Genomic DNA, 24,163 nt, shown 5'->3' with positions numbered 1-24,163 from the left:
GACTGTATGAAAGCGAAGTGACCCCTCATGGCGAAGCGAATCGACGTCAGCGGACTGTCCGCCTTCTACGGCACCCACAAGGCCATCGATGACATCTCGATGACCGTGGAGCCCCGCTCCGTGACCGCCTTCATCGGCCCCTCCGGCTGCGGCAAGTCCACCTTCCTGCGCACCCTCAACCGCATGCACGAGGTCACCCCCGGTGGCCGCGTCGAGGGCAAGGTGCTCCTGGACGACGAGAACCTGTACGGCGCCGGCGTGGACCCGGTCGCGGTCCGCCGCACCGTCGGCATGGTCTTCCAGCGCCCGAACCCCTTCCCCACCATGTCGATCTTCGACAACGTGGCGGCGGGCCTGCGGCTGAACGGCAACTTCAAGAAGTCCGAGCTCACGGACATCGTGGAGCGGTCCCTCATGGGCGCCAACCTCTGGAACGAGGTCAAGGACCGCCTGAACAAGCCCGGCTCGGGCCTCTCCGGCGGCCAGCAGCAGCGTCTGTGCATCGCCCGCGCCATCGCGGTCGAGCCCCAGGTCCTCCTGATGGACGAGCCCTGCTCGGCCCTCGACCCGATCTCCACCCTCGCCATCGAGGACCTGATCGGCGAGCTCAAGGAGCGCTTCACGATCGTCATCGTGACGCACAACATGCAGCAGGCGGCCCGCGTCTCGGACCGCACCGCCTTCTTCAACCTCTCGGCGGTCGGCCAGCCCGGCAAGCTCGTCGAGATCGACGACACGGACCGGATCTTCTCGAACCCGTCCGTGCAGGCGACCGAGGACTACATCTCGGGCCGCTTCGGCTAAACCGGGATGTGCAAGCGTCCTGCGGTGCTGCATGGCGGTGCCACCGCAAGGCGAAAGAAAGAAAAAGGGCCGGCTCCCCCTGGGTGGGGGGAGCCGGCCCGCTTTCGTTCCCGCGTCATGCTTCCCGTGTCCTACACGAAGGCGAGGTTCACGATCCAGAAGCAGAGCGCGGCGACCAGGGCCGCGGCCGGCATCGTGATGAACCAGCCCAGGACGATGTTCTTGGCGACGCCCCAGCGGACCGCGTTCACGCGCTTGGTCGCACCCACGCCCATGATCGCCGAGGTGATGACGTGGGTGGTGGAGATCGGCGCGTGGAAGAGGTACGCCGAGCCGAACATGATCGAGGCGCCCGTGGTCTCGGCCGCGAAGCCCTGCGGCGGGTCCAGCTCGATGATCTTGCGGCCGAGCGTGCGCATGATGCGCCAGCCGCCCGCGTACGTACCCAGCGACAGCATCACGGCACACACGATCTTGACCCAGACCGGGATCGCGTCGTCGGCGCTCTGCACATCGGCGATGACCAGCGCCATCACGACGATGCCCATCGTCTTCTGCGCGTCCTGGAGACCGTGGCCCAGCGCCATGGCGGCCGCCGACACGGTCTGCGCGATACGGAACCCGTGCTTGGCCTTGTGCGGGTTGGACCGGCGGAACATCCACAGGATGACCACCATCACCAGGTAACCGGCGACCAGACCGACGACCGGCGAGGCGAACATCGGGATGACGACCTTGTCGAGCACCCCGCTCCAGATGACACCGGTGCCGCCGGCCAGCGCCGCGCCCACCATGCCGCCGAAGAGCGCGTGCGACGAGGACGAGGGCAGGCCGAAGTACCAGGTGATCAGGTTCCAGACGATCGCGCCGACGAGCGCCGAGAAGAGGATCCACATGCCCCGGTCGCCGTGGGGCGTCTCGATCAGGCCCTCGCTGACCGTCTTGGCGACCCCGCTGCCCAGGAAGGCACCGGCGAGGTTCATCACGGCGGCCATCGCCAGCGCCGCGCGCGGGGTCAGCGCCCGCGTCGAGACGGAGGTCGCGATCGCGTTCGCCGAGTCGTGAAAACCATTCGTATACGTAAAGCCGAGCGCGACACCGATGGTCACGACCAGAGCGAAGGTGTCCACGAGGTTCAGGACTCCTTGACCGCGATGGTCTCCACCGTGTTCGCAACGTGCTCGAACGCGTCGGCCGCCTCTTCGAGCACGTCGACGATCTGCTTGAGCTTCAGCACCTCGATGGCGTCGTACTTGCCGTTGAAGAGCTGCGCGAGCAGCTTGCGGTGGATCTGGTCGGCCTGGTTCTCAAGACGGTTGACCTCGATCCAGTACTCGGTGAGGTTGTCCATCGTCCGCAGGTGCGGCATGGCCTCGGCGGTCAGCTCGGCCGCGCGCGCCAGGACCTCGATCTGCTGCTCGACACCCTTGGGGAGCTCTTCCACGTTGTAGAGGACGACGAGGTCGACGGCCTCCTCCATGAAGTCCATGATGTCGTCGAGCGAAGAAGCCAGGTTGTAGATGTCCTCGCGGTCGAACGGCGTGATGAAGGAGGAGTTCAGCTGGTGGAAGATCGCGTGGGTCGCGTCGTCCCCCGCGTGTTCCGCTGCCCGCATCCGCTCCGCGATCTCGACCCGGGCGGAGGAGTCCGCTCCGAGCAGTTCCATGAGGAGCTTGGAGCCCGTGACGATGTTGTCCGCGGATGCGGCGAACATGTCGTAGAAGCTCGTCTCCCTGGGGGTCAGACGAAATCGCACGTGAGGTCCTCGGGGTGCATCGGATTCGGTCAGGCTGATGCTAGGCGCATCCCCCGGCCACGGCTAACCGGCCGTTCCCCAGTGTCCTCCATCAGGCAGAGTGAGGACCACGGACCCCTGCCCCTTGGGCAGCGGCCCAGTATCTTATACCCATGAGGGGTATGCATCCCTCATTCAGGACCATGGGAGGACGCATGACGACCATCGAGGCGGAGGGTTCCGGAGCCGACGCGCCCCACGACGGCGGAGCGGTCCACGGCTACCACCACCAGAAGGACGAGCACCTCAAACGACTGCGCCGGATCGAGGGCCAGATCCGCGGCCTGCAGCGGCTCGTCGACGAGGACGTCTACTGCATCGACATACTCACCCAGGTCTCGGCGAGCACGAAGGCCCTCCAGTCCTTCGCGCTCCAGCTGCTGGAGGAACACCTGCGCCACTGCGTGGCCGACGCCGCGGTCAAGGGCGGCACCGAGATCGACGCCAAGGTCGAGGAAGCCACCAAGGCCATCGCCCGCCTGCTGCGCACGTAGCGGGGTCCGTGGCGGAGCCCCTGGGGGCACCTCCCGGCGACAGCCGGGGAAGACACGACGGTCAGCCCGACCAGATGCCCATCAGCACCTCGTCGATCCGGTCCTGACTGAGCCGCTCCTCCACCGCCGCCGACGCCGCGATGATCAGCTCACCGCACAGCTCGATCTCGGCGAGGGCCACGTGGTCCTGCACCGTCGTACCGCCTGCGGGAGTCACGCGTGTCACCTCAGTCTGCCGTCTACGGTCATCGACGCTCGGGCCCGGCTTCTCAGCGTAGGGACGCCATGGCCCGCGGCACATGACACGGATGGACCATTTCCGGATACCGGCCCATGGCCCGATCGCACCGCCCACCCTCCGCCCGCCCCACTACTCAGCGATCTTCCCGGCGTAAATGTCCCCACTTGCCGGCAATACGACGGTCACCGGCGTCCCGAACCCGTACAGCAGCGTGGTCGACGAGACATCGATCACGCCATTGTTGACGTACGTGAAACGGTGCCGGACCTTCCGCAGACGCCCCTGCTCGTCCAGGTAGACGTCGAACGGCACGGTGTCCTTGCTGAACCCTTTCGCCGCGGCCTCCAGCGCCCCCCGCACCTCCGCCGACGCCCTGCCCGCGGCCCGCCCGATGTCGGTGGTCCCCCGGTAGTGCCGCACCTTGGTGCCCGCGACCTCGGTCTCCCCCACGTACGTCACCTCCTGCGCGCCCCGCAGCAGCTCGGCCGCGACCAGCGGATCGGTGGCCCCGCCCGTGACCAGGTTCCCGTCGGCGAGGGTCGTCGTGTCGACCCGGACCCACTTGTCCGCGGGGACGCCGGCGCCGCGGTTCTTCATGTAGAGCGCGCCCGGCACGAGCAGCTCGGTGATGGGCCGGTGCTCGTCCTCGCCCTTCACATCGGTCGGGAGCATCACCAGGAGCTGGCCCATCCGGTTCTTGAAGTCGACCCCGCCCTCACCGCGGATCGTGACCCGGGTCCCGCCCGTGGCCATCTCCATCGCCGTACGGGCCCGGGCGCTGCCCGTCTTCGTCAGCGCGTCGGCGGCTCCGCGGACCACCGCCGCCGCGTCCGCCTGAGGGCGCCCGTCGCTGCCGCCGCCCGCGCACCCGCTCATCGCCGTGACCGCCAGGGTGACGCCGGCAGCGAGCACCGCCTCACCCGCACGTCCGGGCCGCCGCCTGTGCTGGTGAACCACCATCGCCTGCCAACCCCCAACGCGTGACCGCTGCTTGCCCGAGGCCCCCACCCGCTCCGCTTAACGAGGTCCGGGGTTTCCCGTCACGGGGGCGCACCTCCCCCGGCGGCGGCCCGCCCCGGGTACCGTGGGGGTGTGGAACCGCACACCGACGCGACCCTGGTCCCTCCGCCTGCCTCCGAGCCGCTCCCGCGGCAGACGTCACAGCCGCAGCCATCGACCGGCCACACCACCTCCACCGCCGAACGCGGAGCGTTCTCCCTGGCGGTCTGCACCTGCGGCTGGTCGGGACCGGCCCGCCGCTCCCGCGACCTGGCCCGCAAGGACGCCGCCCGGCACCCGGCGGGCTGACGCAACGGCTCCGGCGAGGGGCGGCGGCCGAGGACCGGAGGCCGAGGATCCAGGGCCGGGGGCCGGGGGTCAGGGGCCGGGGGTCAGGGGCCGCGGGGAATCCCTAGCCCGTTCGGACGGCCCGGCTGGCCGGGTCGGGGCGCAGCGAATGCCCTTGATTCATGCCAGGATCCGCAGCCCGCCTCACGGCCCTCCTCTGGGCCCTGCTCATCGCGTTCGCCCCGGCCGCCGCGGCCTGGGCCAGGCCCGTGGGCTCGGCGGACAGCCCGGCCGACGTGGCCCTGGCCATCGGGCTCACCTCCGCCGCGGCCGCGGTCACCGGTTGGTGGCTGCGCTCCCGGTACCGCCGCGACGGCGGCGACCCGTGACCCCCCCCCGGCCCCGCCGGTCGGCGGTCCGGGTGTGCTTCGGGGCGGCGGGGCTGTGCCTGCTGGTGGCCGCCCTGCTGGCCGTATGGAATGCGTACGCGCGGACCTGAGTCCGCGTCGGCCTCAGGCGGCGAGGTCGTTCTCGTGCGTGCGCTGCCCGGCGGGCGGGGTCTGGGCCTGCGTCGCGAGCCCGACCGGGCGGGGCACCGCCCGGCCCTTGGCCCGTACGAGCCGCCCGACGCGCCGCGAGCCGGCCACCGCCCGCACCACCGGGGTCAGCAGCGCCATGGCGAGCGGCGCGAGCACCAGCACCACGGCGGTGCCGAGCGCGAGGCCGCCGATGACGTCGGTCGGGTAGTGGACGCCCACGTAGACGCGGCAGAAACCTTCGGCGAGGGCCAGTCCGATCCCCAGGAAGCCGATCTTCCGGTTCGCCAGGAACAGACCCACGCCCAGGGTCATCGCGAGGGTGGTGTGGTCACTGACGAAGGAGAACTCGGTGTTCCCGATCCCCGCGCCGAAGCCGGGATCGAGCACCTGCAGGCCCTCGTGCTGCCGGAACGGCCGCTGCCGTCCGACGAATTCGCGCAGCGGTACGTTCACGAGGAGGGCCAGTCCGGCGGCCAGCGGGGCCCAGACCAGCGCGGCGAAGGACTCGACGGCCGTGGTCTCGTCCTGCCGGCGCGCACCGTGCCAGCACCACAACACCAGGAGCACCAGGGCCAGCAGGATCCCGTACTCACCGGCCAGGCTCACGACCCGGTCCAGCCATCCCGGAGCATGCCGGGCCGCTCCGTTGACCTCGTACAGCAGGCTGACATCCACGTTCGGCCCACCTGTTGTGAGTCCAGCCATGGTGATGCGGCCCCTTGCCCTTGCCGTGGTTCCTGTGCGGGCGCACCCCTGTGTGCGCCCCTTCGCCCCCCACTTGATCAACCCCCGCGCTCATGGAACGCCCGTTCTGGCGACTACGTTCCACTCTCCACCGAATGATCACTCCAACGTTATCGAAGAGAGACTCGTCGTCGCAGCTCAGGGCCTTGGCCTCACGGAGAGTTGCTACGGCGTCCGACCGGCCGCGGAACGGTCCGGAAGCGCCTGCGCACCATCCTTGGTCACCCGCGTCGCACCGAAGTAGTCGGGGGTGTCGATCTTGTCGAAGCGGATCACGGCACCGGTGTACGGGGCGTTGATCATGTACCCGCCGCCCACGTAGAGCCCGACGTGCCGGATCTCCCGAGAATTCGTCAGATCGTCGGAGAAGAAGACCAGATCACCGGGCAGCAGCTGGTCGCGCGGAGGATGGGACCCGGCGTTGTACTGGTCGTTGGCCACGCGCGGCAGCTGGATCCCCACCGTCTCGTACGCGGCCTTGGTCAGCCCGGAGCAGTCGAACCGCCCACCCTGGTCGGGCGTTCCGTTGCCACCCCACAGGTACGGCGTGCCGAGCTGCTTCTGCGCGAAGTAGATGGCCCCGGCGGCCTGTTGCGACGGCGCCACCCGCCCGACCGGCCGCGCGAAGCTCTTCTCCAGGGCGCGGATGGACTTCACGTAGCCCTGCGTCTCGCTGATCGGAGGCACGCCCCCGGCCTTGATCACGCGGTAGGGGCCGGCGTTGTAGGCGGCGAGCATATTGTCGGACCGATCCCCCGGCACCTGCGCGACGTCCTTGGCGAGTTGGCAGTCGTACGTGGCCGCCGAGGGGATGGCGTCCTTGGGATCCCAGATGTCACGGTCGCCGTCACCGTCACCGTCGACGCCGTACGTGGCCCACGTGCCCGGGATGAACTGGGCGATGCCACGCGCGTCGGCGTGACTGACCACGTCGGGCTTCCAGCCGCTCTCCGTGTAGAGCTGCGCCGCCAGCAGAGCCGGGTTGAGGGCGGGGCAAAGGTTTCCCCACTTCTCCACCAGCGGCTGATAGATCGCCGGAACCGACCCCTTGACCAGTCCGACGGCACCCTGCCTGCCGCTGTTCACCATCCCCGCCGCCGCCGAGTACGTCCCGACGACCAGCAGCGCGATGAAGGTCAGGCACACACCGATCCCGAGCCCGCTTGCCATCCAGAACTTGCGCACTCGTCAACACTGCCTCATGGAACGTCCCCTGACAGTGGATTCGTCAGCCAGACCCGGCACTATTTCACCGGAAAGCCGGTGCAATAGACGCTGCTGTACTCCTTGACCCCCCGGACCCGGTAGACCAGCACCGTCCAGTCACCCGGATCGTTGGCGAGCGGGATGCCCGGAAACCTCTTCGTGGTCCCCTCGTTGTCCACGAGCTGCGTGGCGAAGTCGTCCGGGTACGTGAGCTCCACCTCGCCGCCGGTGGCCTGCTCCTTGAGATCGACGGGCTTGCTGGTGTAGCCGATGCCGTGGTTGTAGTCGCGGACGAACTCGTACGGGCGCTGGGTGCTCTCGTCGATCTCGTGCGGAGCCTTGACCCCGACGGAGACGACGTAGGGGCCCTGCTCCGTGTTGTACGACTTCAGGTACACGCGGATCTTGACCTTGCCCGTGAACGTCTTCGCGTCCGGAGTGTCGGCGTCGACGACGGAACCCACCAGGAACTCCGCCCGCTCCTCCGCGGGCAGACTGCAGCCCCCACCGCCCGGACCGGCGCTGGTCCACAGGTCCCGCGACACCTTGTTCGGCTCGATGTGGTCGGGCACGGCCCCCGATCCGCTGCCGCCGCCCGGGGAAGAGGGGGCGGGGCTCGAAGCCGGCCGGCCCGAACCGGACGGCCCGGCCGCCCCGCCGGGCGTGGTCGCTCCGGTCGGCGCGCCCCCGGCCCGCCGCCCTCCTCCGTCCCCCTCCCCGTCCTTGTCCTGGAGGAACAGGTAGCCGCCCGTGACGAGGCCGCCCGCCACCAGACCGCCGACGGCCGCCAGCGCCCAGCGCGGCGGACGCCACGGGCCGGCGCCCTGGCCCTGATTCCGGTTCTGGTTCTGGTTCTGGTTCTGGTTCTGGTTCTGGTTCTGGTTCTGGTTCTGATTCTGGCCGGCGGGGACGTACGTCGGCACGTAGCCCGAGCCGGCCGGCAGCCCCGGACCGATCGTCGACGGCAGCCCCGGAACCTGCGCGGCCCCGCCCGCGGTCGCCGTCAGCGCCGCGTACACCGGGTCGTCGACCAGGGCCGAATCCACCGCGCAGCGCCGGATGATCTCGGCCAAGGCGGGGCGGGCCCCCGGCTCCGTCGCCACACACGCCCTGATGAGCGCGGCCAGGTCCGGCTCCACCCCGTCGACGTCGATCTCGCCGTGGACCGCCCGGAAGTGGACCGCGGTCGGCTCCCCCGTCCCGTACGGCGCCCGGCCCGTCGCCGCGTAGGCGAGCGTGGCGCCCAGCGCGAAGACGTCAGCGGCGTCCGCCGCCTCGCCCCGCAGCAGCACCTCGGGAGCCGTGTAGCCGGGGGTCCCCGGGGCGGTGCCGGCCTGCGTCAGAGCCGTCTCGGCCGCGCCCTTGGCGATGCCGAAGTCGATGAGCTGCGGCCCCTGCACGCCCAGGATGACGTTCTGCGGCTTGAGGTCCCGGTGCGTGACCCCGTACGCGTGCACGCTCGCCAGGCCCTCCGCCAGCGCGGCGAACAGCCTGCGGCACGCGGCGGCGGGCAGGGCTCCGTACGCGCGCACCGCGTCGCTCAGGGTGGGCCCGGCCACGTACTCGGTGGCGAGCCAGTAGGGCGGCGCCGCCAGCGACGCGTCGATCAGGTTCGCGGTGTACGCGGAGCGCACCGCGCGGACCGTCTCGGCCTCCCGGCGGAACCGCGCGAGGGCCTCCGGATGACCGGTGATCTCTTCTTTGATCACCTTGATGGCGACCAGCCGGCCGCCCGGCGACCGGCCGAGGTACACCTGCCCCATGCCACCGGCGCCGAGCCGGGCCAGCAGTACCTGCGCCCCGATGTGCGCGGGATCCGTGTCTCTCAGGGCCTCCATTCGCACGAGCCTGCCACACGCATACCCCGCCCCTGACAAGGGGGTTGGCTTGCCAGGACGGTCGTCGGGCGGTCGTCGGGGAAGGTATCCGGGGCGGCGTCCGGTGCGGCGTCCGGTGCGGCCGCTACCGGGGTGCGACGAAAAGACTCTGCGCGCTGCGCCCGATGGGCCCCTTCTCGTCGTGCAGCAGCGCGTCCGCGAGCCCGATCCCGGCCGCGTCCACACTCGTACGGGCCTCCACGCAGGCCCATTCGCCCACCGGGTGGCGGTGGAGATGGACCGTCAGGTCACCGTTGATGAAGACGTAGCGCCCGAAGTCCATTACCGAGCTGATGCCGTTGCCCGAGTCGGCGGCGATCAGCACCCGGTCCAGCGGCCGGGTCTCCTCCCCGGCGACGAGCGGCACCTTCATCCGCATCCAGCAGGTGCCCGGACCCGGCTCGACGAAGGCGCCCTCGGTGAACCGGGTCTCCATGGCCGAGTGGTAGCCCGTCTCCCACGGCACCGGGAAGAACGGCGTCACGTCCACCTCCCCGGGCGGCGGCAGCTGCGGCCCCGGCACCACGGCCGGCACCGCCTCCTCGGCGACCCGGATCCGCAGGGCCCGCGCCAGCATCACGGGCGCGGCGCCCGCCGGGGCGAGCGTGGCCTCGACCACCTCGGTGCTGCGCCCGGCCCGGAGCACGCTGGTGGTGATCTCCAGCGCGCCGATCGGCACCGGGCGCAGGATCTCGTACGTGATCCGGGCGATCCGCATGTCCGCGCGCGCACCCGGCCGCTCCTCGACGGCCCGCCCGAGCAGCGCGGCCGGCGGCCCGGCGTGCTGCGAGCCCGGGTCCCACGGCCCGCGCGTGTACTCGGTGGCGGTGAACCGCCCGGCATCAAGTCGTTCGAAGAACCCCTCGGCAGCGCCCATGCCCCGCACGCTACCGACAGGTAACCGAGTCCACAACGGCCGTCAGAGGGCCTCGGCAAGCGTCGGCGAGCGTCAGCGGGCGTCGGCGACCGTCAGCGGGCGAACCCCAGCCCCAACCCCAGCCCCACCAGCACCGACCCGATGGCCCGGTTCAGCGTCTTCTGCGCCTTCAGCATCCGGTCGCGCAGCCGCGAGTCGGAGAAGAACAGCGCCACCGCCCCGAACCAGCCCAGGTGCGCCGCCGACATGAACAGCCCGTAGCCCGCCTGCTGCCACACCGGGGTGTCCGGGTTCACCACCTGCGTGAAGGTCGACACCACGAACAGCGTCGTCTTCGGATTGAGCACATTGGTCAGGAACCCCGACCGCATCGCCCCCAGCGGGCTGAGCTGCGGCTTCGACTCCAGGTCCACGGACACCTCGGCCCGCGCCCGGAAGGTCCGTATCCCGATCCACACCAGATAGGCCGCACCCGCCAGCTTGATCGCGGTGAACAGCGCGGTGGAGCTGGCGATCAGCAGGCCGACCCCGAGCATCGTGTACGAGACGTGGACCAGGACGCCGGCCGCGACCCCGGCGGCGGCGAACAGCCCGGTGGGCCGCCCGTAGAGGTAGCTGTTGCGGACCACCATGGCGAAATCGGCGCCGGGACTGATCACGGCGAGAAGAGTAATAACGGCGACTGCGATCACTTCGGTCATGAGCCGATGCTCACGCCCACCCCTCTCCGGATCAACCCCGTCCGCCACCAGCAGACTTGGGGAATGACCACGCACCCACGCCCCCTCCCGCTCTCCCTCTCCCCCTACCGCCCCGCCGAGGACGGACCCCTGCTGCGCGCATGGGTGAAGACCCCCGCCGAGCTGATGACCTGGGCAGTCCCCGCCTTCACCTGGCCCCTGGACGACGCCCAGCTCGCCGCCTATGCCGCCGAGCCCGGCCGGCACACGTGGACCGCCGTGTCCCCCGGCGACCACCGCATCGGGCACGTCTCCGTCGCCGGCACCCGCCTCGGCCGCGTACTGATCGCCCCCGAGCAGCGTGCCCTGGGCCTCGGCCGGGCCCTCGTCTCCCAGGTCGTCGGCCTCTGCTTCGGCGAGCTCGGCCTGCCGGAGATCAGCCTCGGCGTCTGGGCCCACAACACGGCGGCGATCCGCATCTACGAAGACCTCGGCTTCCGCACCGAGCAGGTCCTCGAGGACGTGGAGAAGGTCGACGGCGCCCCCTGGACCGCCCACCAAATGCGCCTCACCGCCCCCACCCGGTAACAATGGACAGGTGCCGAACCACCTCCCCCTCCCGCTCCCCCTCCTGGAAGCCGACTGCGCGAACTGCTTCGCGCTCTGCTGCGTGGCCCTGCCCTTCGCCAAGTCCAACGACTTCGCGGTGAACAAGCCCGCCGGCACCCCCTGCAAGAACCTCCAGCAGGACTTCCGCTGCGGAATCCACACGCGGCTGCGCGACACGGGCTTCCGGGGGTGCACGGTCTTCGACTGCTTCGGGGCGGGCCAGCAGGTCTCCCAGGTCACCTTCGGCGGCCGCGACTGGCGCGCCCACCCGGAGACCCGGGGCGAGATGTTCGAGGTCTTCCCGGTGATGCGGCAGCTGCACGAGCTGCTCTTCTACCTCGCCGAGGCCCTCACCCTCCCGGACGCCGCCCCGCTCCACACGGAACTGCGCCGCATGCTCGCGCAGACCGAACAGTGGACCCGCGCCGACGCCGAAGCCCTCACGGCCCTGGACATCACCCCGCTCCGCCAGGAGATCAACACCCTCCTGCTCGAAACCAGCGAGCTCGTACGGGCCAAGGTGCCGGGCCGCAAGAAGAACCACCGCGGCGCCGACCTGATGGGAGCCCGCCTCGCCGGGGCCGACCTGCGCGGCGCGAACCTCCGCGGCGCCTATTTGATCGCCGCCGACCTCCGCCGCGCCGACCTCCGCACGGCCGACCTGATCGGCGCCGACCTCCGCGACGCCAACCTCCGCGGCGCGGACCTCCGCAACGCCGTCTTCCTCACCCAGCCCCAACTGAACGCCGCCCAAGGCGACCCCACCACCCAATTCCCCCCCACCCTCACCCGCCCCACCCACTGGACCTGAGCGCCCAGCCCCGCCCGCGCTCGAGGGGCGGGGTCCGGGGCGGAGCCCCGATCTTTCAGCCCCGCCGGCGTTTGAGGCGCGGGGGCCCGGGGGCAGGGCCCCCGGCAACGGCGCCGCACCCGGCCACGGCCCCGGCCCCGGCCCCGGGCCACCCCACTTCCCCCAGCCCACCCCTAGGCAACCCATGCCAAAAACCCCCGCACGGCGGCGAAATACCCCTCCGGATCCCCCACCCGCACCACATGCCCCGCCGGCAACTCAACCATCCGCACCCCCGCCCTCCCCACCGTCATCTCCCGCGCATGCTCCGCCGACAGCACCCCGCTCCGATCCCCCCGCACCAGCAGCGTCGGCTTCCGCACCCTCAGCCAGTCCCCCCAGTGGTCCCCGTTCAGCCCCCGCTGGGACTCCACCATGTCCTCCACCTCGAACGCGGTCCCCCACCCGTCCTCGTACTCCTGCAGGGACCCCGCCAGGTGGGGAGCCGCGCTCCCCACCCCCGCCAGGAACCCGTCCCGGGTCACCGCCCGCCGCGGCCACGCCCGCGCGAACGACAGGTCGTCGTCGACCACCGCCCCGATGTCCTCGACCACGACCGCCCGCACCAGCTCCGGCCGCCGCGCGGCGAGCTGGTACGCGTTCACCCCGCCCAGCGAATGCCCCAGCACCACCGCCGGCCCCAGCCCCAGGTGCTCCAGCAGGGCCGCCGCGTCCGCGACGTACCCGTCCCGCGTGTACTCCCCCGCCCGGTCGGACTGCCCGTGCCCCCGCTGGTCCAGGGCGATCACCCGCCACGCCGGACCCACCTCCCGGGCCAGGTCCTCGAAGACCGCCCCGTCCTGGAAGTGCCCGTGCAGCGCGAGCAGCGGCGCCCCCGGCCCCCCGAAGTCCGTGTGGACGAGCCGCCGCCCGTCCTCGGTCCGCATCACCCCCGGCAACGGCCCCAGCTTGTCGATCACCCGCTGCCGCAGCAGCTGATACTCCTCCCAGCGCCGCCCCAGCCGCCCGTCCGGCCGCTTCACGACCCGCCCCGGCGTGACCGTCTCCCCCCGCCGGAACTGCTCCCGCGTCAGGTCGACCCGTACGCCCCCGGGCAGCAGGTTCCACCAGTGGTAGCCCTCCTGTCGGCCATCGTGGAACACCTCCCCCAGCACGAGCTCCCCGCCCACGAGGTCCTGCACGACCAGCGCGGTGATGTCGCACTGCCCCCAGGCCGGATTCTCGGGGCTCCAGGGCACCTTGCTGATGTCGGCCGGCGCGGAGGTCTCCGCCGACCATCCCGCCCGGACGGCCGCCTCGAGATCCGCGAGAGTCCATGGAGTCGTCATGCTCCCCAGCCTCCCGCACCCCACTGACAGCGCCGCCGACAACGGGTGGACGAAACATCGGACAAATGTCGGTGAGTCGGCCCAACGACACGCGACCCCACTGCCCCGAACGGCCGCCGCGCGCCCCACCCGTACGCCGAGACGACAATCATTGCCCGGCGTCACCCCTCGTGATACACAGAGTGACCGCATGTTCTTGCGCATGCACACCGCCCCTGCCCAGGTCAGAGCGCGGAGGCCGGGCGCGGTCCGCGAGATCGGGTAAAGAGAGCCGTCAAGTCGACGACGGCGGCGGTTTCATCAGCGAAGATAGTGCGTAACCCCTGCCGTCGGGCAGTGGGCTTCCGGAACTACCCATACAGGGGCGGTGAGTTACATGATCCTGGCAGCCGAAAAGGGCGACATCACCACCATCATCGGCGGAATCGCCCCGAACTGGGGGCCGTTCGGCAGTCTCGGCAACGAAGCGAAGGTCATGATCGAGGTGGTCATGGCCGTGGCGATCCTCCTGTGCCTGGGCATCGCCATCTGGGGGGCGGCCAAACAGCGCATCGGCGCGACCGCCCTGCGCGACACGTTCAGCGCGGAACAGGGCAAGGGCCTGATCGTGGCCGGCCTCACGGGCGTCTTCATCATCGGCTCCCTGGGCACCCTCTTCACCATCGTCTACGGAATGGCCGTCTAGCCGGGCCACACCGCGGCCGTACCTGATGAGGACTCACCACACCGCGCCTACGCGGGAACCAGCGCTACCGTCGTACGACGCGGAGGGGGCCGACACGGAATGAGCAACGACGACCAGTACGGCGGCAGCCACGGCGAGGTCGGCGGCACGGGCCAGACCCGCACCCGCCTCCCGGACTCCCCCGCCGACCCGTACGGCCCCACCCGCCGCACCCCCCGCGCCGCCCGCAGCCTGGTCACGGTGGTCGGCGTGGTGGTCCTCCTGATCGCCGCCATCGCGTTCGCGAACCAGGCTCCCGACACCCCGTCGGACCCCTCCTCCGACAAACCCCCGGCATCCTCCTCCACCACCCCGACAGGCACCTCACCGGTGATGGAGAAGAACGCCGGCGTGCCCTCGGGCTTCGCCCAGGACCAGCAGGGTGCGCAGTCGGCCGCAGCCAACTTCGCCGTGGCACTGGGGTCTGACGGCATGTTCAACGCGACGAGGCGCCGGGCCATCGTGGACGCAATCACGGAGGAGAACAGCCGCACCAAGCTCCAAGCCGGGTTCGACGCCGACTACTCGGCGGGCCTGCTCGCCCAGATCGGCCTCACGAAGGACGGACTGGCCCCGACGGGCTCCACCTTCGTCAGCCGGACCATCCCGGCGGGGACCAAAGTGAACAACTTCGGCAACGGGTCTGCTTCGGTCGACGTGTGGTGCATCGGCATGTTCGGTCTGACCGGCGACAAGTCCACTCGCCCCGTCACCAGCGGCTGGTTCACGATCTCGATGACGCTCAAGTGGAACGGCTCCGGCTGGAAGGTCGTCGAAACCTCACAGAAGGACGGCCCCACCCCAGTCACCGGCGACACCCCGGTATCCACCTCCGAGGAGATCGGCGGCGCGGTCACCGAATTCGGAGGGTTCACCTATGCCCGGTAACCACCGGCCGTCGCTCCGAAGGATCGGCGCGCTCACCGCGGTCCTCCAGACCGCGGTCGTTCTGTTCGCGGCGCGCGCGACGGCCGCGCCCGATCCCACCCCTACGCCCACGCCGACGCCGTCGGCGAGCAAGGACCCTTGCTCGCTGATCGCCGGTCCCGCCAAGGAGTACTGCGAGCGCGGCGAAGGCGGCGGCGGAGCCCCCCGCACAGGCCTAGCGCCCAGCGACCCGGCCGACGCCCTCAACCCCCTCGCCTCCCTCGCCCGAGGCTGCGCAGACGCCGCCTCCTGGATCGTCACCAAGCTCAGCGAAGCGGTCAACGGCTCGGCCGAAGTCGACTTCACCAACCCCGCCTTCCTCAAGCAGTACTCCGTCGTCTTCGCCGCCTCCACCATCCTCACCCTCGTCCTCTGGCTCTTCGCCGTCGCCAAGCGAGCCGTCCGCGGCGTCCCCCTCACCACCGCCATGTCCGAAGCCATCGGCTTCCTCTGGCTCACGGTCCTCGCCTCCGCCTTCACCCCCCTCGTCCTCTACACCGTCGTCTCCGCCACCGACGGCGTCACCGAGGTCATCGCCTCCGCCACCGGCGGCCAGACCGACGTCTTCTTCGGCTCGTTCTCCGAAGCCCTCAAGAAGGGCGACGACATCGGCGGCGGCCCGATCATGCTGATCGTCGTCGCGCTCGTCACCGTCCTCGCCGCCGGCGTGCTCTACCTGGAGCTCTTCATCCGGGCCGCCCTCCTCTACGTCGGCGCCCTCCTCGGCGTCGTCGTCTACTCCGGCCTCGTCGACCGCAACCTCTGGGGCCACGTCCGCCGCTGGGCCGGCATCATGATCGCCGTCATCCTCGTGAAGCCGGTCATCGTCATCGTGCTCGGCCTCGCCGGAGCCCTGACCGGCGAAAAGGGCCCGAACGCCTTCTCCGCCGTCGTCACCGGCCTCGCCATCATCCTCCTGGCGATCTTCGCCTCCGCGATGATCTACCGCTTCGTCCCCGGCTTCGGCGACGAGATCGCCTCCGCCCGCTCCAACCGCAGCAAGGCCACCGACGGCGCCCAGGCCGCAGCCGTCATCAGCTCCCCGGCCTCCCTCGTCTCGCAGGGCATCAAGACGCACAGCAGCCGCGGCGCCCACCGCGGAGGCGACGGCGGAGGCGGCAACAGCGCGCCCCGCCCCGCCAACCCCCTCTCCGGAGGCGTGGCCGCCCACAGCAGCCGCCCCACCTCCGGCGGCGGAGCCGGCGGCGGATCTGTCCCCTCCGCCGCACCCGCACCCCGCACGAGTTCGAGTACGAGGAACACAGGAGGTGACGGGCGTTGACGACCCAGTCCCACCAGCTGCACCCGGTCGCGCCCCGCCGCACGTATCTCATCGGCCGCGCCCGGCCGAACGCGATCGTCGGCAAGAACCGCGAGACCGGCGAGATCGCCCTGATCATCGCCGGGGCGTTCTTCGGCATGATGAGCGGACTGCTCGTCCCCGACCTCACCCTGCGCATCGTCAGCCTCGCCGGCTTCCCCATGCTCGCGCTCGCCGCCGTGTACGTCCCGTACAAGGGCCGCACCTTCTACCGCTGGTTCGAGATCAGCCGCAGCTACAAGCGCACCCTGCGCCGCGGCACCACCTACCGCTCCGGCGCCATGGAAGCCGGCGTCCGCGCCGTCGACGGCCGCGAGGTCGAGGTCGGCCCGCCCCCCGGCATCGGCCGGATCAGCTGGCTCGCCGCCCCCTTCGGCCCCGACGAGATCGCCGTCCTCCTCCACGCGGACCGGCGCACCGTCACCGCCGCCATCGAGATCGAGGGCCCCGGCGTCGGCCTGCGCGACAGCGAGGACCAGGAGGCCCTCGTCGACCGCTTTGGCACCCTCCTCAAGCACGTGGCCAACGGCGACGGCTTCGTCACCCGCCTCCAGATGCTCGCCCGCACCCTGCCCGCCGACCCCGACGCGCACGCCAAGGACGTGGCCCAGCGCGGCGACACCCGGGCCCCCGGCTGGCTGCGCGAGTCCTACGACCAGCTCCAGTCGATGGTGTCCACCTCCTCCGAGCAGCACCGCGCGTACCTCGTCGCCTGCATGCACTACACGCGCGAACTCGCCGCCGAGGCCCACACCATCGCCCGTGCCGCCACCCCCCACAAGGGCCGCAAGCTCGACCGCGACGCCGGCCTCGCCATCGTCATGGCCCGCGAGCTCACCGACATCTGCGCCCGCCTCGCCGAAGCCGACATCCGCGTCCGCCAGCCGCTGGGCCAGGGCCGGCTCTCCTCCCTCGTGCACTCCATGTACGACCCGGACCACCCCATCGACCACATCCAGGCCATGACCAAGCGCAACGCCTGGCCGGCCGAACTCGACGCCGTCGAGCCCACCTTCCTCCAGGCCAAGACCCGCGAGTCCTCCACCCGCGCGCCCTGGTGCCACGCCACCGCCTGGGTCAAGGAGTGGCCGATGACGCCCGTGGGCGTCAACTTCCTCGCCCCCCTCCTCGTCCACACCCCCGACGTCATCCGCACCGTCGCCGTCACCATGGACCTGGAGCCCACCGAGGTGGCCATCGAGCGGATGCTCACCGAGAAGACCAACGACGAGGCCGACGCCTCCCGCGCCGCCAAGATGAACCGCACCGTCGACCCCCGCGACATCGCCGCCCACGGCCGGCTCGACCAGAGGGGTGAAGATCTCGCGAGCGGTGCGGCCGGAGTCAATCTGGTCGGGTACATCACGGTGTCCTCGCGTTCGCCCGAAGCCCTCGCCCGCGACAAGCGGACGATCCGCGCCTCCGCGGGCAAGTCCTACCTGAAGCTGGAATGGTGCGACCGCGAGCACCACCGCGCCTTCGTCAACACCTTGCCGTTCGCCACCGGCATCCGACGCTAGCTGGAGGGAAGTGCCGCCCATGCGAGATCCCATGTCCGCCCTGACGGACGCCTTCACCAGCTTCCTCTTCGGCAAAGTCGAGACCACGCGCCTGCCCGTACGCACCTCCACCGGGCAGGCGCAAGCCGTCTACCTGCCCACCGCCGCCCCCGGGCTCGGCGACTCCGGCGTCATCATCGGCCGTGAGGTCTACAGCGGCAAGGGCTACATCTACGACCCCTTCCAGCTCTACGGGCAGCAGCTCCCGGCCCCCCACTGGCTGGTCCTCGGCGAATCCGGCAACGGCAAGTCCGCCCTGGAGAAGACGTACGTCCTGCGCCAGCTCCGCTTCAAGGACCGCCAGGTCGTCGTCCTCGACGCCCAGGGCGAGGACGGCGTCGGCGAGTGGAACCTGATCGCCCAGCAGCTGGGGATAACCCCCATCCGCCTGGATCCGATCGCCGCGAACGACGACGGCATCCGCCTCAACCCCCTCGACCCGGCCATCACGACGACCGGGCAGCTCGCGCTGCTCCGGACCATCATCGAGGTGGCCATGGGCCACGGCCTCGACGAGCGCGCCGGCTTCGCCCTCAAGGTCGCCCACGCCTACGTCGTCGACACCATCCGCGACCGCCAGCCCGTGCTCACCGACATCGTCGAGCAACTGCGCCACCCCGAGGCCGAATCCGCCCTCGCGATGAACGTCGACATAGACGATGTCCGGGCCTGGGGCCTCGACGTGGCCCTGGTCATCGACCGTCTCGTCGACGGCGACCTGCGCGGCATGTTCGACGGCCCCACCACCGTCGGCATCGACCTCGACGCCCCGCTGATCGTCTTCGACCTCTCCCACATCGACCGCAACTCCATCGCGATGCCGATCCTCATGGCGATCGTCGGCGTCTGGCTGGAGCACACCTGGATCCGGCCCGACCGCAAGAAGCGCATCTTCCTCGTCGAAGAGGCCTGGCACATCATCAACAGCCCGTTCGTGGCCCAGCTGTTCCAGCGCCTGCTGAAGTTCGGCCGCCGCCTCGGCCTGTCCTTCGTCGCCGTCGTCCACCACCTCTCCGACGTCGTCGACGGCGCGGCCGCCCGTGAGGCCGCGGCCATCCTCAAGATGGCCTCGACCAGAACCATCTACGCCCAGAAGGCGGACGAGGCCCGCGCCACCGGCCGGGTCCTCGGCCTCCCCCGCTGGGCGGTCGAGATCATCCCCACCCTCACCCCCGGTATCGCCGTCTGGGACGTCAACGGCAACGTCCAGGTGGTCAAACACCTGATCACCGAAGCCGAACGCCCCCTCGTCTTCACGGACCGCGCCATGACCGAATCCTCCGCCCCCACCCTCCTCTCCGAAGACATGCTGGCCGCCGAACTCGAAGCGGAGGAACGCGCCCTGTCCATCGAACGCAGCCGCGGCAACGGCGGCCCGGGTTCCGCGACCACGGTGGCCTGACCATGCACGACGCACGACGTACGGAGTCCCCCGCGCGCGGCGGCGGCATCCCGGACGGCCTGCTGGTCGGCCTCCTGGCCTTCCTCCTCGGCCTGGCCGTCCTCGTCTGGACGGCCACCGGCCTGGCCGCCGTCTTCGCCAAGGGCGCCTGGCCCGACACGGTCACCTTCACCCGGACCCCGGAGGCCGTGCGCGCCCTGATAGCGGAGCCGCACGACGTCGCCGCCGCCTGGCCGGACACCGACCCGGCGGCCCTCTCGGGCTGGGGGCTGTTCTGGGGCCTGTTCGTCAGCCAGCTCCTGGTGATGTTCGTGCTCACCGTCTTCGCCATCGGCGTGATCGCCCGCACCAAGTCCCGCCGCGCCCTGGCCGGGCAGGCCGCCCTGGACCCCGTACCGCAGAAGACCCCGCACCCGGAACCCGCCCGGCGGCACGTTCCGGCCCAGCCCGCGGCAGCTCCGGCGGCCGCTCAAGGCCCCGGAGGCAACCCGGCCACGGCCATCGCAGCCGCGGCGCCCCTCTCGGCCCCGCCGGCGTTCGAGGCGCTGGGGGCGCCCCCAGCGGTAGCTGGGGGAGGGCCCGGGGGCAGCGCCCCCAGCGGCTCCGCCGCACCGTCCGACGAGGCCTACCGCTACGGCTTCGGTTACGCCCCCCAGCCGACGGCAGCCGCAGCCACCACCCTCCCGCCCACCACCTCCGCGGCGAACGGCCTCATCTACGCCAGCCCCGACGACCGCCTGCGCGCCGCAAGCCACCGCATCGGGGAGGCCGAGGGCGCAGCCCTCATCGTGACCTCCTCCCCCACCCTCTGGGCCGAGACCAAGGACGCCCGCGCCAAACTCGGCCCGGTCCTCCTCTACGACCCCTCGCACCTGTGCGACACGCCGGCCCGCATGCACTGGAACCCCGCCGAAGGCTGCGCCGACCGCGACACCGCCGCAGCCCGCGCGATCGCCCTGCTGGCCCCCGTACGCCCGCAGGCCCGTATGGACGCCGCGGTCGCCGACACGGCGGAAACGCTCCTGCGCAGCTGGCTCCAGGCCGTCGCCCTCGACGACCGCCCGTTCAAGCAGCTCCACCGCTGGACCCAGGGCAACGGCGCCCAGGACCCGGTCCGCATCCTGCGCACCCACCCCCAGGCCGCCCCCGGCGCGGCTGGCGAGCTGGAGAGCGCCCTCACCGCCCATCCCGAACGCCGGGAACTGGCCCAGAACCTGACGGCCCGGGCCCTCTCCTGCCTCACCTCGATCCACATCCGCGAGGCCTGCAACCCCAACCGAACAGATGCACTCACCCTGGCATCGTTCGTGACCGAAGGGGGCACCCTCTACATGGTGGGTGAACCTCTGGAGGATCCCCGCACCCACCCGGGTGCGATGCCCCTGCTGACCGCACTCGCCTCTCACGTGGTCGAGCACGGCCGCCGCATGGCCGCACGGTCATCCCACGGTCGGCTCGACCCACCACTGTCCCTGGTCCTGGACGACGTGGCCGCCGTGGCCCCGATCCCCCAGCTCCCGGAACTCCTGGCCCAGGAGCCCCTCCCCCTCCTCGCCCTGTGCCGCAGCCGCGAACAGGCCCGCTCCCGCTGGCCCGACGCGGACCTGCCCTAAGGCCTCGGGACCACGAACTCCAGCTCCATGGCGGTCGGGTCGCTCTCCAGCGGCACGCGCACACCGCTGTGCTGGAACCCGATGCGCCGGTAGAAGGCCTGCGCCCGCTCGTTCCGGTCGTGCACGTAGAGCCGTACGCGTTCCAGCGCGGGCCCCTCCAACGACCAGGCCCACTCCAGTCCTGCCCGGAACAGCTCCTCGGCGAGCCCGGTGCCCCGCTGGCCCTCACGGACGAAGACGCCGACGACGTGCCCCTGGGTCGTCTCGATCTCCCGGTCGAGGAAATCCGTGGTGCCGAGCTCCTCGACGAGCACGGTCACGGACCCGTTCCACACCCCGTCGGGCCCGACGGCCACGAACTGCCGTACGGCCCGCCCGGAAGCGGCGCCGGCGGCCCGCTCCTGCCAGAAACTGTCGGGCCGGGCCTCGGCGAGCTCGGCGGTGTCGAGGAAGGCAATGGGCGCGGCAGGATCGTGGAGCGAGGCGATCCGCAGCTCCTTGACCTTCTCCCACTCATCGTCGCGCACCGGACGTATCACATGCTGGATGTCACTCATGGTTGGTGATGCTAGCCAGCAGCGCGTGCACACTGCATCCATGAATCCGCACGTCAAGACCCTCAGGCACATGCACGGTTAAACGCAGAAAAGCCCCGCACCGGACCCGGAGGTCTGGTGCGGGGCTTCCGCAATGATTGTTCGGCGGCGTCCTACTCTCCCACAGGGTCCCCCCTGCAGTACCATCGGCGCTGAAAGGCTTAGCTTCCGGGTTCGGAATGTAACCGGGCGTTTCCCTAACGCTATGACCACCGAAACACTATGAAATTTGAACGCTGGCATGAACACAGCTGTTCGTTATTTCAGAACTAACACAGTGGACGCGAGCAACTGAGGACAAGCCCTCGGCCTATTAGTACCAGTCAGCTTCACCCGTTACCGGGCTTCCACATCTGGCCTATCAACCCAGTCGTCTACTGGGAGCCTTACCCTCTCAAGGAGGTGGGAATACTCATCTTGAAGCAGGCTTCCCGCTTAGATGCTTTCAGCGGTTATCCCTCCCGAACGTAGCCAACCAGCCATGCCCTTGGCAGGACAACTGGCACACCAGAGGTTCGTCCGTCCCGGTCCTCTCGTACTAGGGACAGCCCTTCTCAATATTCCTACGCGCACAGCGGATAGGGACCGAACTGTCTCACGACGTTCTAAACCCAGCTCGCGTACCGCTTTAATGGGCGAACAGCCCAACCCTTGGGACCGACTCCAGCCCCAGGATGCGACGAGCCGACATCGAGGTGCCAAACCATCCCGTCGATATGGACTCTTGGGGAAGATCAGCCTGTTATCCCCGGGGTACCTTTTATCCGTTGAGCGACGGCGCTTCCACAAGCCACCGCCGGATCACTAGTCCCGACTTTCGTCCCTGCTCGACCCGTCGGTCTCACAGTCAAGCTCCCTTGTGCACTTACACTCAACACCTGATTGCCAACCAGGCTGAGGGAACCTTTGGGCGCCTCCGTTACCCTTTGGGAGGCAACCGCCCCAGTTAAACTACCCATCAGACACTGTCCCTGATCCGGATCACGGACCGAGGTTAGACATCCAGCACGACCAGAGTGGTATTTCAACGATGACTCCACCCCAACTGGCGTTGAGGTTTCACAGTCTCCCACCTATCCTACACAAGCCGAACCGAACACCAATATCAAACTGTAGTAAAGGTCCCGGGGTCTTTCCGTCCTGCTGCGCGAAACGAGCATCTTTACTCGTAGTGCAATTTCACCGGGCCTATGGTTGAGACAGTCGAGAAGTCGTTACGCCATTCGTGCAGGTCGGAACTTACCCGACAAGGAATTTCGCTACCTTAGGATGGTTATAGTTACCACCGCCGTTTACTGGCGCTTAAGTTCTCAGCTTCGCACGCCCGAAAGCGCACTAACCGGTCCCCTTAACGTTCCAGCACCGGGCAGGCGTCAGTCCGTATACATCGCCTTACGGCTTCGCACGGACCTGTGTTTTTAGTAAACAGTCGCTTCTCGCTGGTCTCTGCGGCCACCCCCAGCTCACGGAGTAAATCCGATCACCAGTGATGGCCCCCCTTCTCCCGAAGTTACGGGGGCATTTTGCCGAGTTCCTTAACCATAGTTCACCCGAACGCCTCGGTATTCTCTACCTGACCACCTGAGTCGGTTTAGGGTACGGGCCGCCATGAAACTCGCTAGAGGCTTTTCTCGACAGCATAGGATCATCCACTTCACCACAATCGGCTCGGCATCAGGTCTCAGCCTTAATGAGGGACGGATTTGCCTACCCCTCGGCCTACACCCTTACCCCGGGACAACCACCGCCCGGGCTGGACTACCTTCCTGCGTCACCCCATCGCTTACCTACTACAAGTCTGGTTCGTCGGCTCCACCACTTTCCTTTCCCCGAAGGGTCCGGAACGGCTTCACGGACTTAGCATCGCCTGATTCGATATTGGGCGTTTCAAAGCGGGTACCGGAATATCAACCGGTTGTCCATCGACTACGCCTGTCGGCCTCGCCTTAGGTCCCGACTTACCCTGGGCAGATCAGCTTGACCCAGGAACCCTTAGTCAATCGGCGCACACGTTTCTCACGTGTGTATCGCTACTCATGCCTGCATTCTCACTCGTGAACCGTCCACAACTAGCTTCCGCTGCTGCTTCACCCGGCACACGACGCTCCCCTACCCATCACAGCGGGCGTTGGCCCTATTGCTGCAATGACACGACTTCGGCGGTACGCTTGAGCCCCGCTACATTGTCGGCGCGGAATCACTTGACCAGTGAGCTATTACGCACTCTTTCAAGGGTGGCTGCTTCTAAGCCAACCTCCTGGTTGTCTCTGCGACTCCACATCCTTTCCCACTTAGCGTACGCTTAGGGGCCTTAGTCGATGCTCTGGGCTGTTTCCCTCTCGACCATGGAGCTTATCCCCCACAGTCTCACTGCCGTGCTCTCACTTACCGGCATTCGGAGTTTGGCTAAGGTCAGTAACCCGGTAGGGCCCATCGCCTATCCAGTGCTCTACCTCCGGCAAGAAACACACGACGCTGCACCTAAATGCATTTCGGGGAGAACCAGCTATCACGGAGTTTGATTGGCCTTTCACCCCTAACCACAGGTCATCCCCCAGGTTTTCAACCCTGGTGGGTTCGGTCCTCCACGAAGTCTTACCTCCGCTTCAACCTGCCCATGGCTAGATCACTCCGCTTCGGGTCTAGAGCGTGCAACTCAATCGCCCTATTCGGACTCGCTTTCGCTACGGCTTCCCCACACGGGTTAACCTCGCTACACACCGCTAACT

23 protein-coding genes and 2 rRNA genes (1 of these 25 running past the window's edge) are annotated in these 24,163 nt (G+C 69.4%); 12 read left to right on the top strand and 13 right to left on the bottom strand.

The window, feature by feature from the left end; genetic code table 11:
* Positions 1-27 precede the first annotated feature (27 nt).
* Complete coding sequence (pstB, locus tag RIU97_RS22075) at positions 28-804, top strand: phosphate ABC transporter ATP-binding protein PstB (protein WP_404959310.1); 777 nt, start codon at positions 28-30, stop codon at positions 802-804.
* A 131-nt stretch (positions 805-935) separates the two neighbouring features.
* Here the strand turns inward: pstB and RIU97_RS22070 are convergent, their stop codons facing one another.
* Complete coding sequence (locus tag RIU97_RS22070; protein WP_404959308.1) at positions 936-1,934, bottom strand: anion permease; 999 nt, start codon at positions 1,932-1,934, stop codon at positions 936-938.
* Between the two features lie 5 nt (positions 1,935-1,939).
* Positions 1,940-2,560, bottom strand: coding sequence for a DUF47 domain-containing protein (locus RIU97_RS22065; protein ID WP_033225924.1), 621 nt, complete (start codon positions 2,558-2,560; stop codon positions 1,940-1,942).
* 194 nt (positions 2,561-2,754) lie between these two features.
* Here RIU97_RS22065 and RIU97_RS22060 point away from each other — a divergent pair, with 194 nt between their 5' ends.
* Positions 2,755-3,093, top strand: coding sequence for a metal-sensitive transcriptional regulator (locus tag RIU97_RS22060; protein ID WP_404959306.1), 339 nt, complete (start codon positions 2,755-2,757; stop codon positions 3,091-3,093).
* Positions 3,094-3,154: 61 nt separating this feature from the next.
* Here the strand turns inward: RIU97_RS22060 and RIU97_RS22055 are convergent, their stop codons facing one another.
* Together RIU97_RS22055 and RIU97_RS22050 are read right to left on the bottom strand one after the other, a co-directional pair.
* A complete protein-coding gene (locus tag RIU97_RS22055; RefSeq protein WP_327419582.1) occupies positions 3,155-3,310 on the bottom strand; it encodes a hypothetical protein in 156 nt (51 codons plus the stop codon).
* Positions 3,311-3,463: 153 nt separating this feature from the next.
* Positions 3,464-4,294 carry a hypothetical protein gene (locus RIU97_RS22050; RefSeq protein ID WP_404959304.1) on the bottom strand — a complete coding sequence of 277 codons (831 nt, stop codon included), beginning with the start codon at positions 4,292-4,294 and terminating at the stop codon, positions 3,464-3,466.
* Between the two features lie 132 nt (positions 4,295-4,426).
* Here RIU97_RS22050 and RIU97_RS22045 point away from each other — a divergent pair, with 132 nt between their 5' ends.
* Both RIU97_RS22045 and RIU97_RS22040 read left to right on the top strand, forming a co-directional pair.
* Positions 4,427-4,642 carry a hypothetical protein gene (locus RIU97_RS22045; protein ID WP_404959302.1) on the top strand — a complete coding sequence of 72 codons (216 nt, stop codon included), beginning with the start codon at positions 4,427-4,429 and terminating at the stop codon, positions 4,640-4,642.
* 161 nt (positions 4,643-4,803) lie between these two features.
* Complete coding sequence (locus RIU97_RS22040) at positions 4,804-5,010, top strand: hypothetical protein (RefSeq protein WP_404959300.1); 207 nt, start codon at positions 4,804-4,806, stop codon at positions 5,008-5,010.
* A 123-nt stretch (positions 5,011-5,133) separates the two neighbouring features.
* On the opposite strand, the gene RIU97_RS22035 is transcribed toward RIU97_RS22040, so the two are convergent.
* The 5 genes from RIU97_RS22035 to RIU97_RS22015 all read right to left on the bottom strand — a co-directional run bounded on the left by RIU97_RS22035 (position 5,134) and on the right by RIU97_RS22015 (position 10,565).
* Positions 5,134-5,865 carry a phosphatase PAP2 family protein gene (locus RIU97_RS22035; protein WP_404959298.1) on the bottom strand — a complete coding sequence of 244 codons (732 nt, stop codon included), beginning with the start codon at positions 5,863-5,865 and terminating at the stop codon, positions 5,134-5,136.
* A gap of 204 nt (positions 5,866-6,069) precedes the next feature.
* Positions 6,070-7,074: an NlpC/P60 family protein gene (locus RIU97_RS22030; RefSeq protein WP_404962899.1), complete on the bottom strand. Its 1,005-nt coding sequence runs from the start codon at positions 7,072-7,074 to the stop codon at positions 6,070-6,072.
* A 74-nt stretch (positions 7,075-7,148) separates the two neighbouring features.
* Positions 7,149-8,948: a serine/threonine-protein kinase gene (locus RIU97_RS22025; RefSeq protein WP_404959296.1), complete on the bottom strand. Its 1,800-nt coding sequence runs from the start codon at positions 8,946-8,948 to the stop codon at positions 7,149-7,151.
* 124 nt (positions 8,949-9,072) lie between these two features.
* Positions 9,073-9,864: a thioesterase family protein gene (locus RIU97_RS22020; protein WP_404959294.1), complete on the bottom strand. Its 792-nt coding sequence runs from the start codon at positions 9,862-9,864 to the stop codon at positions 9,073-9,075.
* 92 nt (positions 9,865-9,956) lie between these two features.
* Positions 9,957-10,565, bottom strand: a complete 609-nt coding sequence (locus RIU97_RS22015) for a LysE family translocator (RefSeq protein WP_404959292.1) — start codon at positions 10,563-10,565, stop codon at positions 9,957-9,959.
* 63 nt (positions 10,566-10,628) lie between these two features.
* On the opposite strand from RIU97_RS22015, the gene RIU97_RS22010 reads away from it, so the two are divergent.
* Together RIU97_RS22010 and RIU97_RS22005 are read left to right on the top strand one after the other, a co-directional pair.
* The gene (locus RIU97_RS22010) at positions 10,629-11,132 is read left to right on the top strand and encodes a GNAT family N-acetyltransferase (protein WP_404959290.1); all 504 of its coding nucleotides are present in this window, start codon (positions 10,629-10,631) and stop codon (positions 11,130-11,132) included.
* A gap of 10 nt (positions 11,133-11,142) precedes the next feature.
* Positions 11,143-11,964 (top strand): pentapeptide repeat-containing protein, encoded by an 822-nt coding sequence (locus RIU97_RS22005; RefSeq protein WP_404959288.1) that lies wholly within the window; start codon positions 11,143-11,145, stop codon positions 11,962-11,964.
* A 173-nt stretch (positions 11,965-12,137) separates the two neighbouring features.
* Here the strand turns inward: RIU97_RS22005 and RIU97_RS22000 are convergent, their stop codons facing one another.
* Positions 12,138-13,292, bottom strand: a complete 1,155-nt coding sequence (locus tag RIU97_RS22000) for an alpha/beta fold hydrolase (protein ID WP_404959286.1) — start codon at positions 13,290-13,292, stop codon at positions 12,138-12,140.
* A 376-nt stretch (positions 13,293-13,668) separates the two neighbouring features.
* Between RIU97_RS22000 and RIU97_RS21995 the strand changes: the two genes are divergently transcribed.
* From RIU97_RS21995 to RIU97_RS21970, 6 genes are all read left to right on the top strand, one after another.
* A complete protein-coding gene (locus tag RIU97_RS21995; RefSeq protein ID WP_008742356.1) occupies positions 13,669-13,977 on the top strand; it encodes a hypothetical protein in 309 nt (102 codons plus the stop codon).
* Between the two features lie 99 nt (positions 13,978-14,076).
* Positions 14,077-14,904, top strand: a complete 828-nt coding sequence (locus tag RIU97_RS21990) for a hypothetical protein (RefSeq protein ID WP_404959284.1) — start codon at positions 14,077-14,079, stop codon at positions 14,902-14,904.
* Positions 14,894-16,225, top strand: a complete 1,332-nt coding sequence (locus RIU97_RS21985) for a hypothetical protein (RefSeq protein ID WP_404959282.1) — start codon at positions 14,894-14,896, stop codon at positions 16,223-16,225. The genes RIU97_RS21990 and RIU97_RS21985 overlap by 11 nt, the downstream gene beginning before the upstream one ends.
* Complete coding sequence (locus RIU97_RS21980; protein WP_404959280.1) at positions 16,222-17,784, top strand: SCO6880 family protein; 1,563 nt, start codon at positions 16,222-16,224, stop codon at positions 17,782-17,784. The genes RIU97_RS21985 and RIU97_RS21980 overlap by 4 nt, the downstream gene beginning before the upstream one ends.
* Before the next feature lie 19 nt (positions 17,785-17,803).
* On the top strand, positions 17,804-19,225 hold the full coding sequence (locus RIU97_RS21975; RefSeq protein ID WP_319732619.1) for an ATP-binding protein: 1,422 nt from the start codon (positions 17,804-17,806) through the stop codon (positions 19,223-19,225).
* 2 nt (positions 19,226-19,227) lie between these two features.
* Positions 19,228-20,838 (top strand): type VI secretion protein, encoded by a 1,611-nt coding sequence (locus tag RIU97_RS21970; protein ID WP_404959278.1) that lies wholly within the window; start codon positions 19,228-19,230, stop codon positions 20,836-20,838.
* Here RIU97_RS21970 and RIU97_RS21965 read toward each other — a convergent pair.
* The 3 genes from RIU97_RS21965 to RIU97_RS21955 form a co-directional block, all read right to left on the bottom strand.
* Entirely contained in the window at positions 20,835-21,386 is a 552-nt protein-coding gene (locus RIU97_RS21965) for a GNAT family N-acetyltransferase (protein WP_404962898.1), read from the bottom strand. The two genes, RIU97_RS21970 and RIU97_RS21965, sit on opposite strands and share 4 nt — an antisense overlap.
* A 148-nt stretch (positions 21,387-21,534) precedes the next feature.
* Positions 21,535-21,651: ribosomal RNA gene (gene rrf / locus RIU97_RS21960) — 5S ribosomal RNA — on the bottom strand.
* Between the two features lie 76 nt (positions 21,652-21,727).
* Positions 21,728-24,163: ribosomal RNA gene (locus tag RIU97_RS21955) — 23S ribosomal RNA — on the bottom strand (it continues 687 nt past the right edge of the window).

Origin of the sequence: Streptomyces sp. 147326, assembly GCF_045000215.1 — a bacterium.
Lineage (GTDB): Bacteria > Actinomycetota > Actinomycetes > Streptomycetales > Streptomycetaceae > Streptomyces.
The sequence above is the reverse complement of the archived record's forward strand: the minus strand, read 5'-3'. Positions and strand labels throughout refer to the sequence as shown.

Bases quoted from the DNA above. Each gene is read 5' to 3' on its own strand.
- pstB (WP_404959310.1), top strand. From the start codon at position 28: ATGGCGAAGCGAATCGACGTCAGCGGACTGTCCGCCTTCTACGGCACC.
- RIU97_RS22060 (WP_404959306.1), top strand. From the start codon at position 2,755: ATGACGACCATCGAGGCGGAGGGTTCCGGAGCCGACGCGCCCCACGAC.
- RIU97_RS22050 (WP_404959304.1), bottom strand. From the start codon at position 4,294: ATGGTGGTTCACCAGCACAGGCGGCGGCCCGGACGTGCGGGTGAGGCG.
- RIU97_RS22040 (WP_404959300.1), top strand. From the start codon at position 4,804: ATGCCAGGATCCGCAGCCCGCCTCACGGCCCTCCTCTGGGCCCTGCTC.
- RIU97_RS22035 (WP_404959298.1), bottom strand. From the start codon at position 5,865: ATGGCTGGACTCACAACAGGTGGGCCGAACGTGGATGTCAGCCTGCTG.
- RIU97_RS22030 (WP_404962899.1), bottom strand. From the start codon at position 7,074: ATGGCAAGCGGGCTCGGGATCGGTGTGTGCCTGACCTTCATCGCGCTG.
- RIU97_RS22025 (WP_404959296.1), bottom strand. From the start codon at position 8,948: ATGGAGGCCCTGAGAGACACGGATCCCGCGCACATCGGGGCGCAGGTA.
- RIU97_RS22020 (WP_404959294.1), bottom strand. From the start codon at position 9,864: ATGGGCGCTGCCGAGGGGTTCTTCGAACGACTTGATGCCGGGCGGTTC.
- RIU97_RS22015 (WP_404959292.1), bottom strand. From the start codon at position 10,565: ATGACCGAAGTGATCGCAGTCGCCGTTATTACTCTTCTCGCCGTGATC.
- RIU97_RS22010 (WP_404959290.1), top strand. From the start codon at position 10,629: ATGACCACGCACCCACGCCCCCTCCCGCTCTCCCTCTCCCCCTACCGC.
- RIU97_RS22000 (WP_404959286.1), bottom strand. From the start codon at position 13,292: ATGACGACTCCATGGACTCTCGCGGATCTCGAGGCGGCCGTCCGGGCG.
- RIU97_RS21995 (WP_008742356.1), top strand. From the start codon at position 13,669: ATGATCCTGGCAGCCGAAAAGGGCGACATCACCACCATCATCGGCGGA.
- RIU97_RS21990 (WP_404959284.1), top strand. From the start codon at position 14,077: ATGAGCAACGACGACCAGTACGGCGGCAGCCACGGCGAGGTCGGCGGC.
- RIU97_RS21985 (WP_404959282.1), top strand. From the start codon at position 14,894: ATGCCCGGTAACCACCGGCCGTCGCTCCGAAGGATCGGCGCGCTCACC.
- RIU97_RS21975 (WP_319732619.1), top strand. From the start codon at position 17,804: ATGCGAGATCCCATGTCCGCCCTGACGGACGCCTTCACCAGCTTCCTC.
- RIU97_RS21970 (WP_404959278.1), top strand. From the start codon at position 19,228: ATGCACGACGCACGACGTACGGAGTCCCCCGCGCGCGGCGGCGGCATC.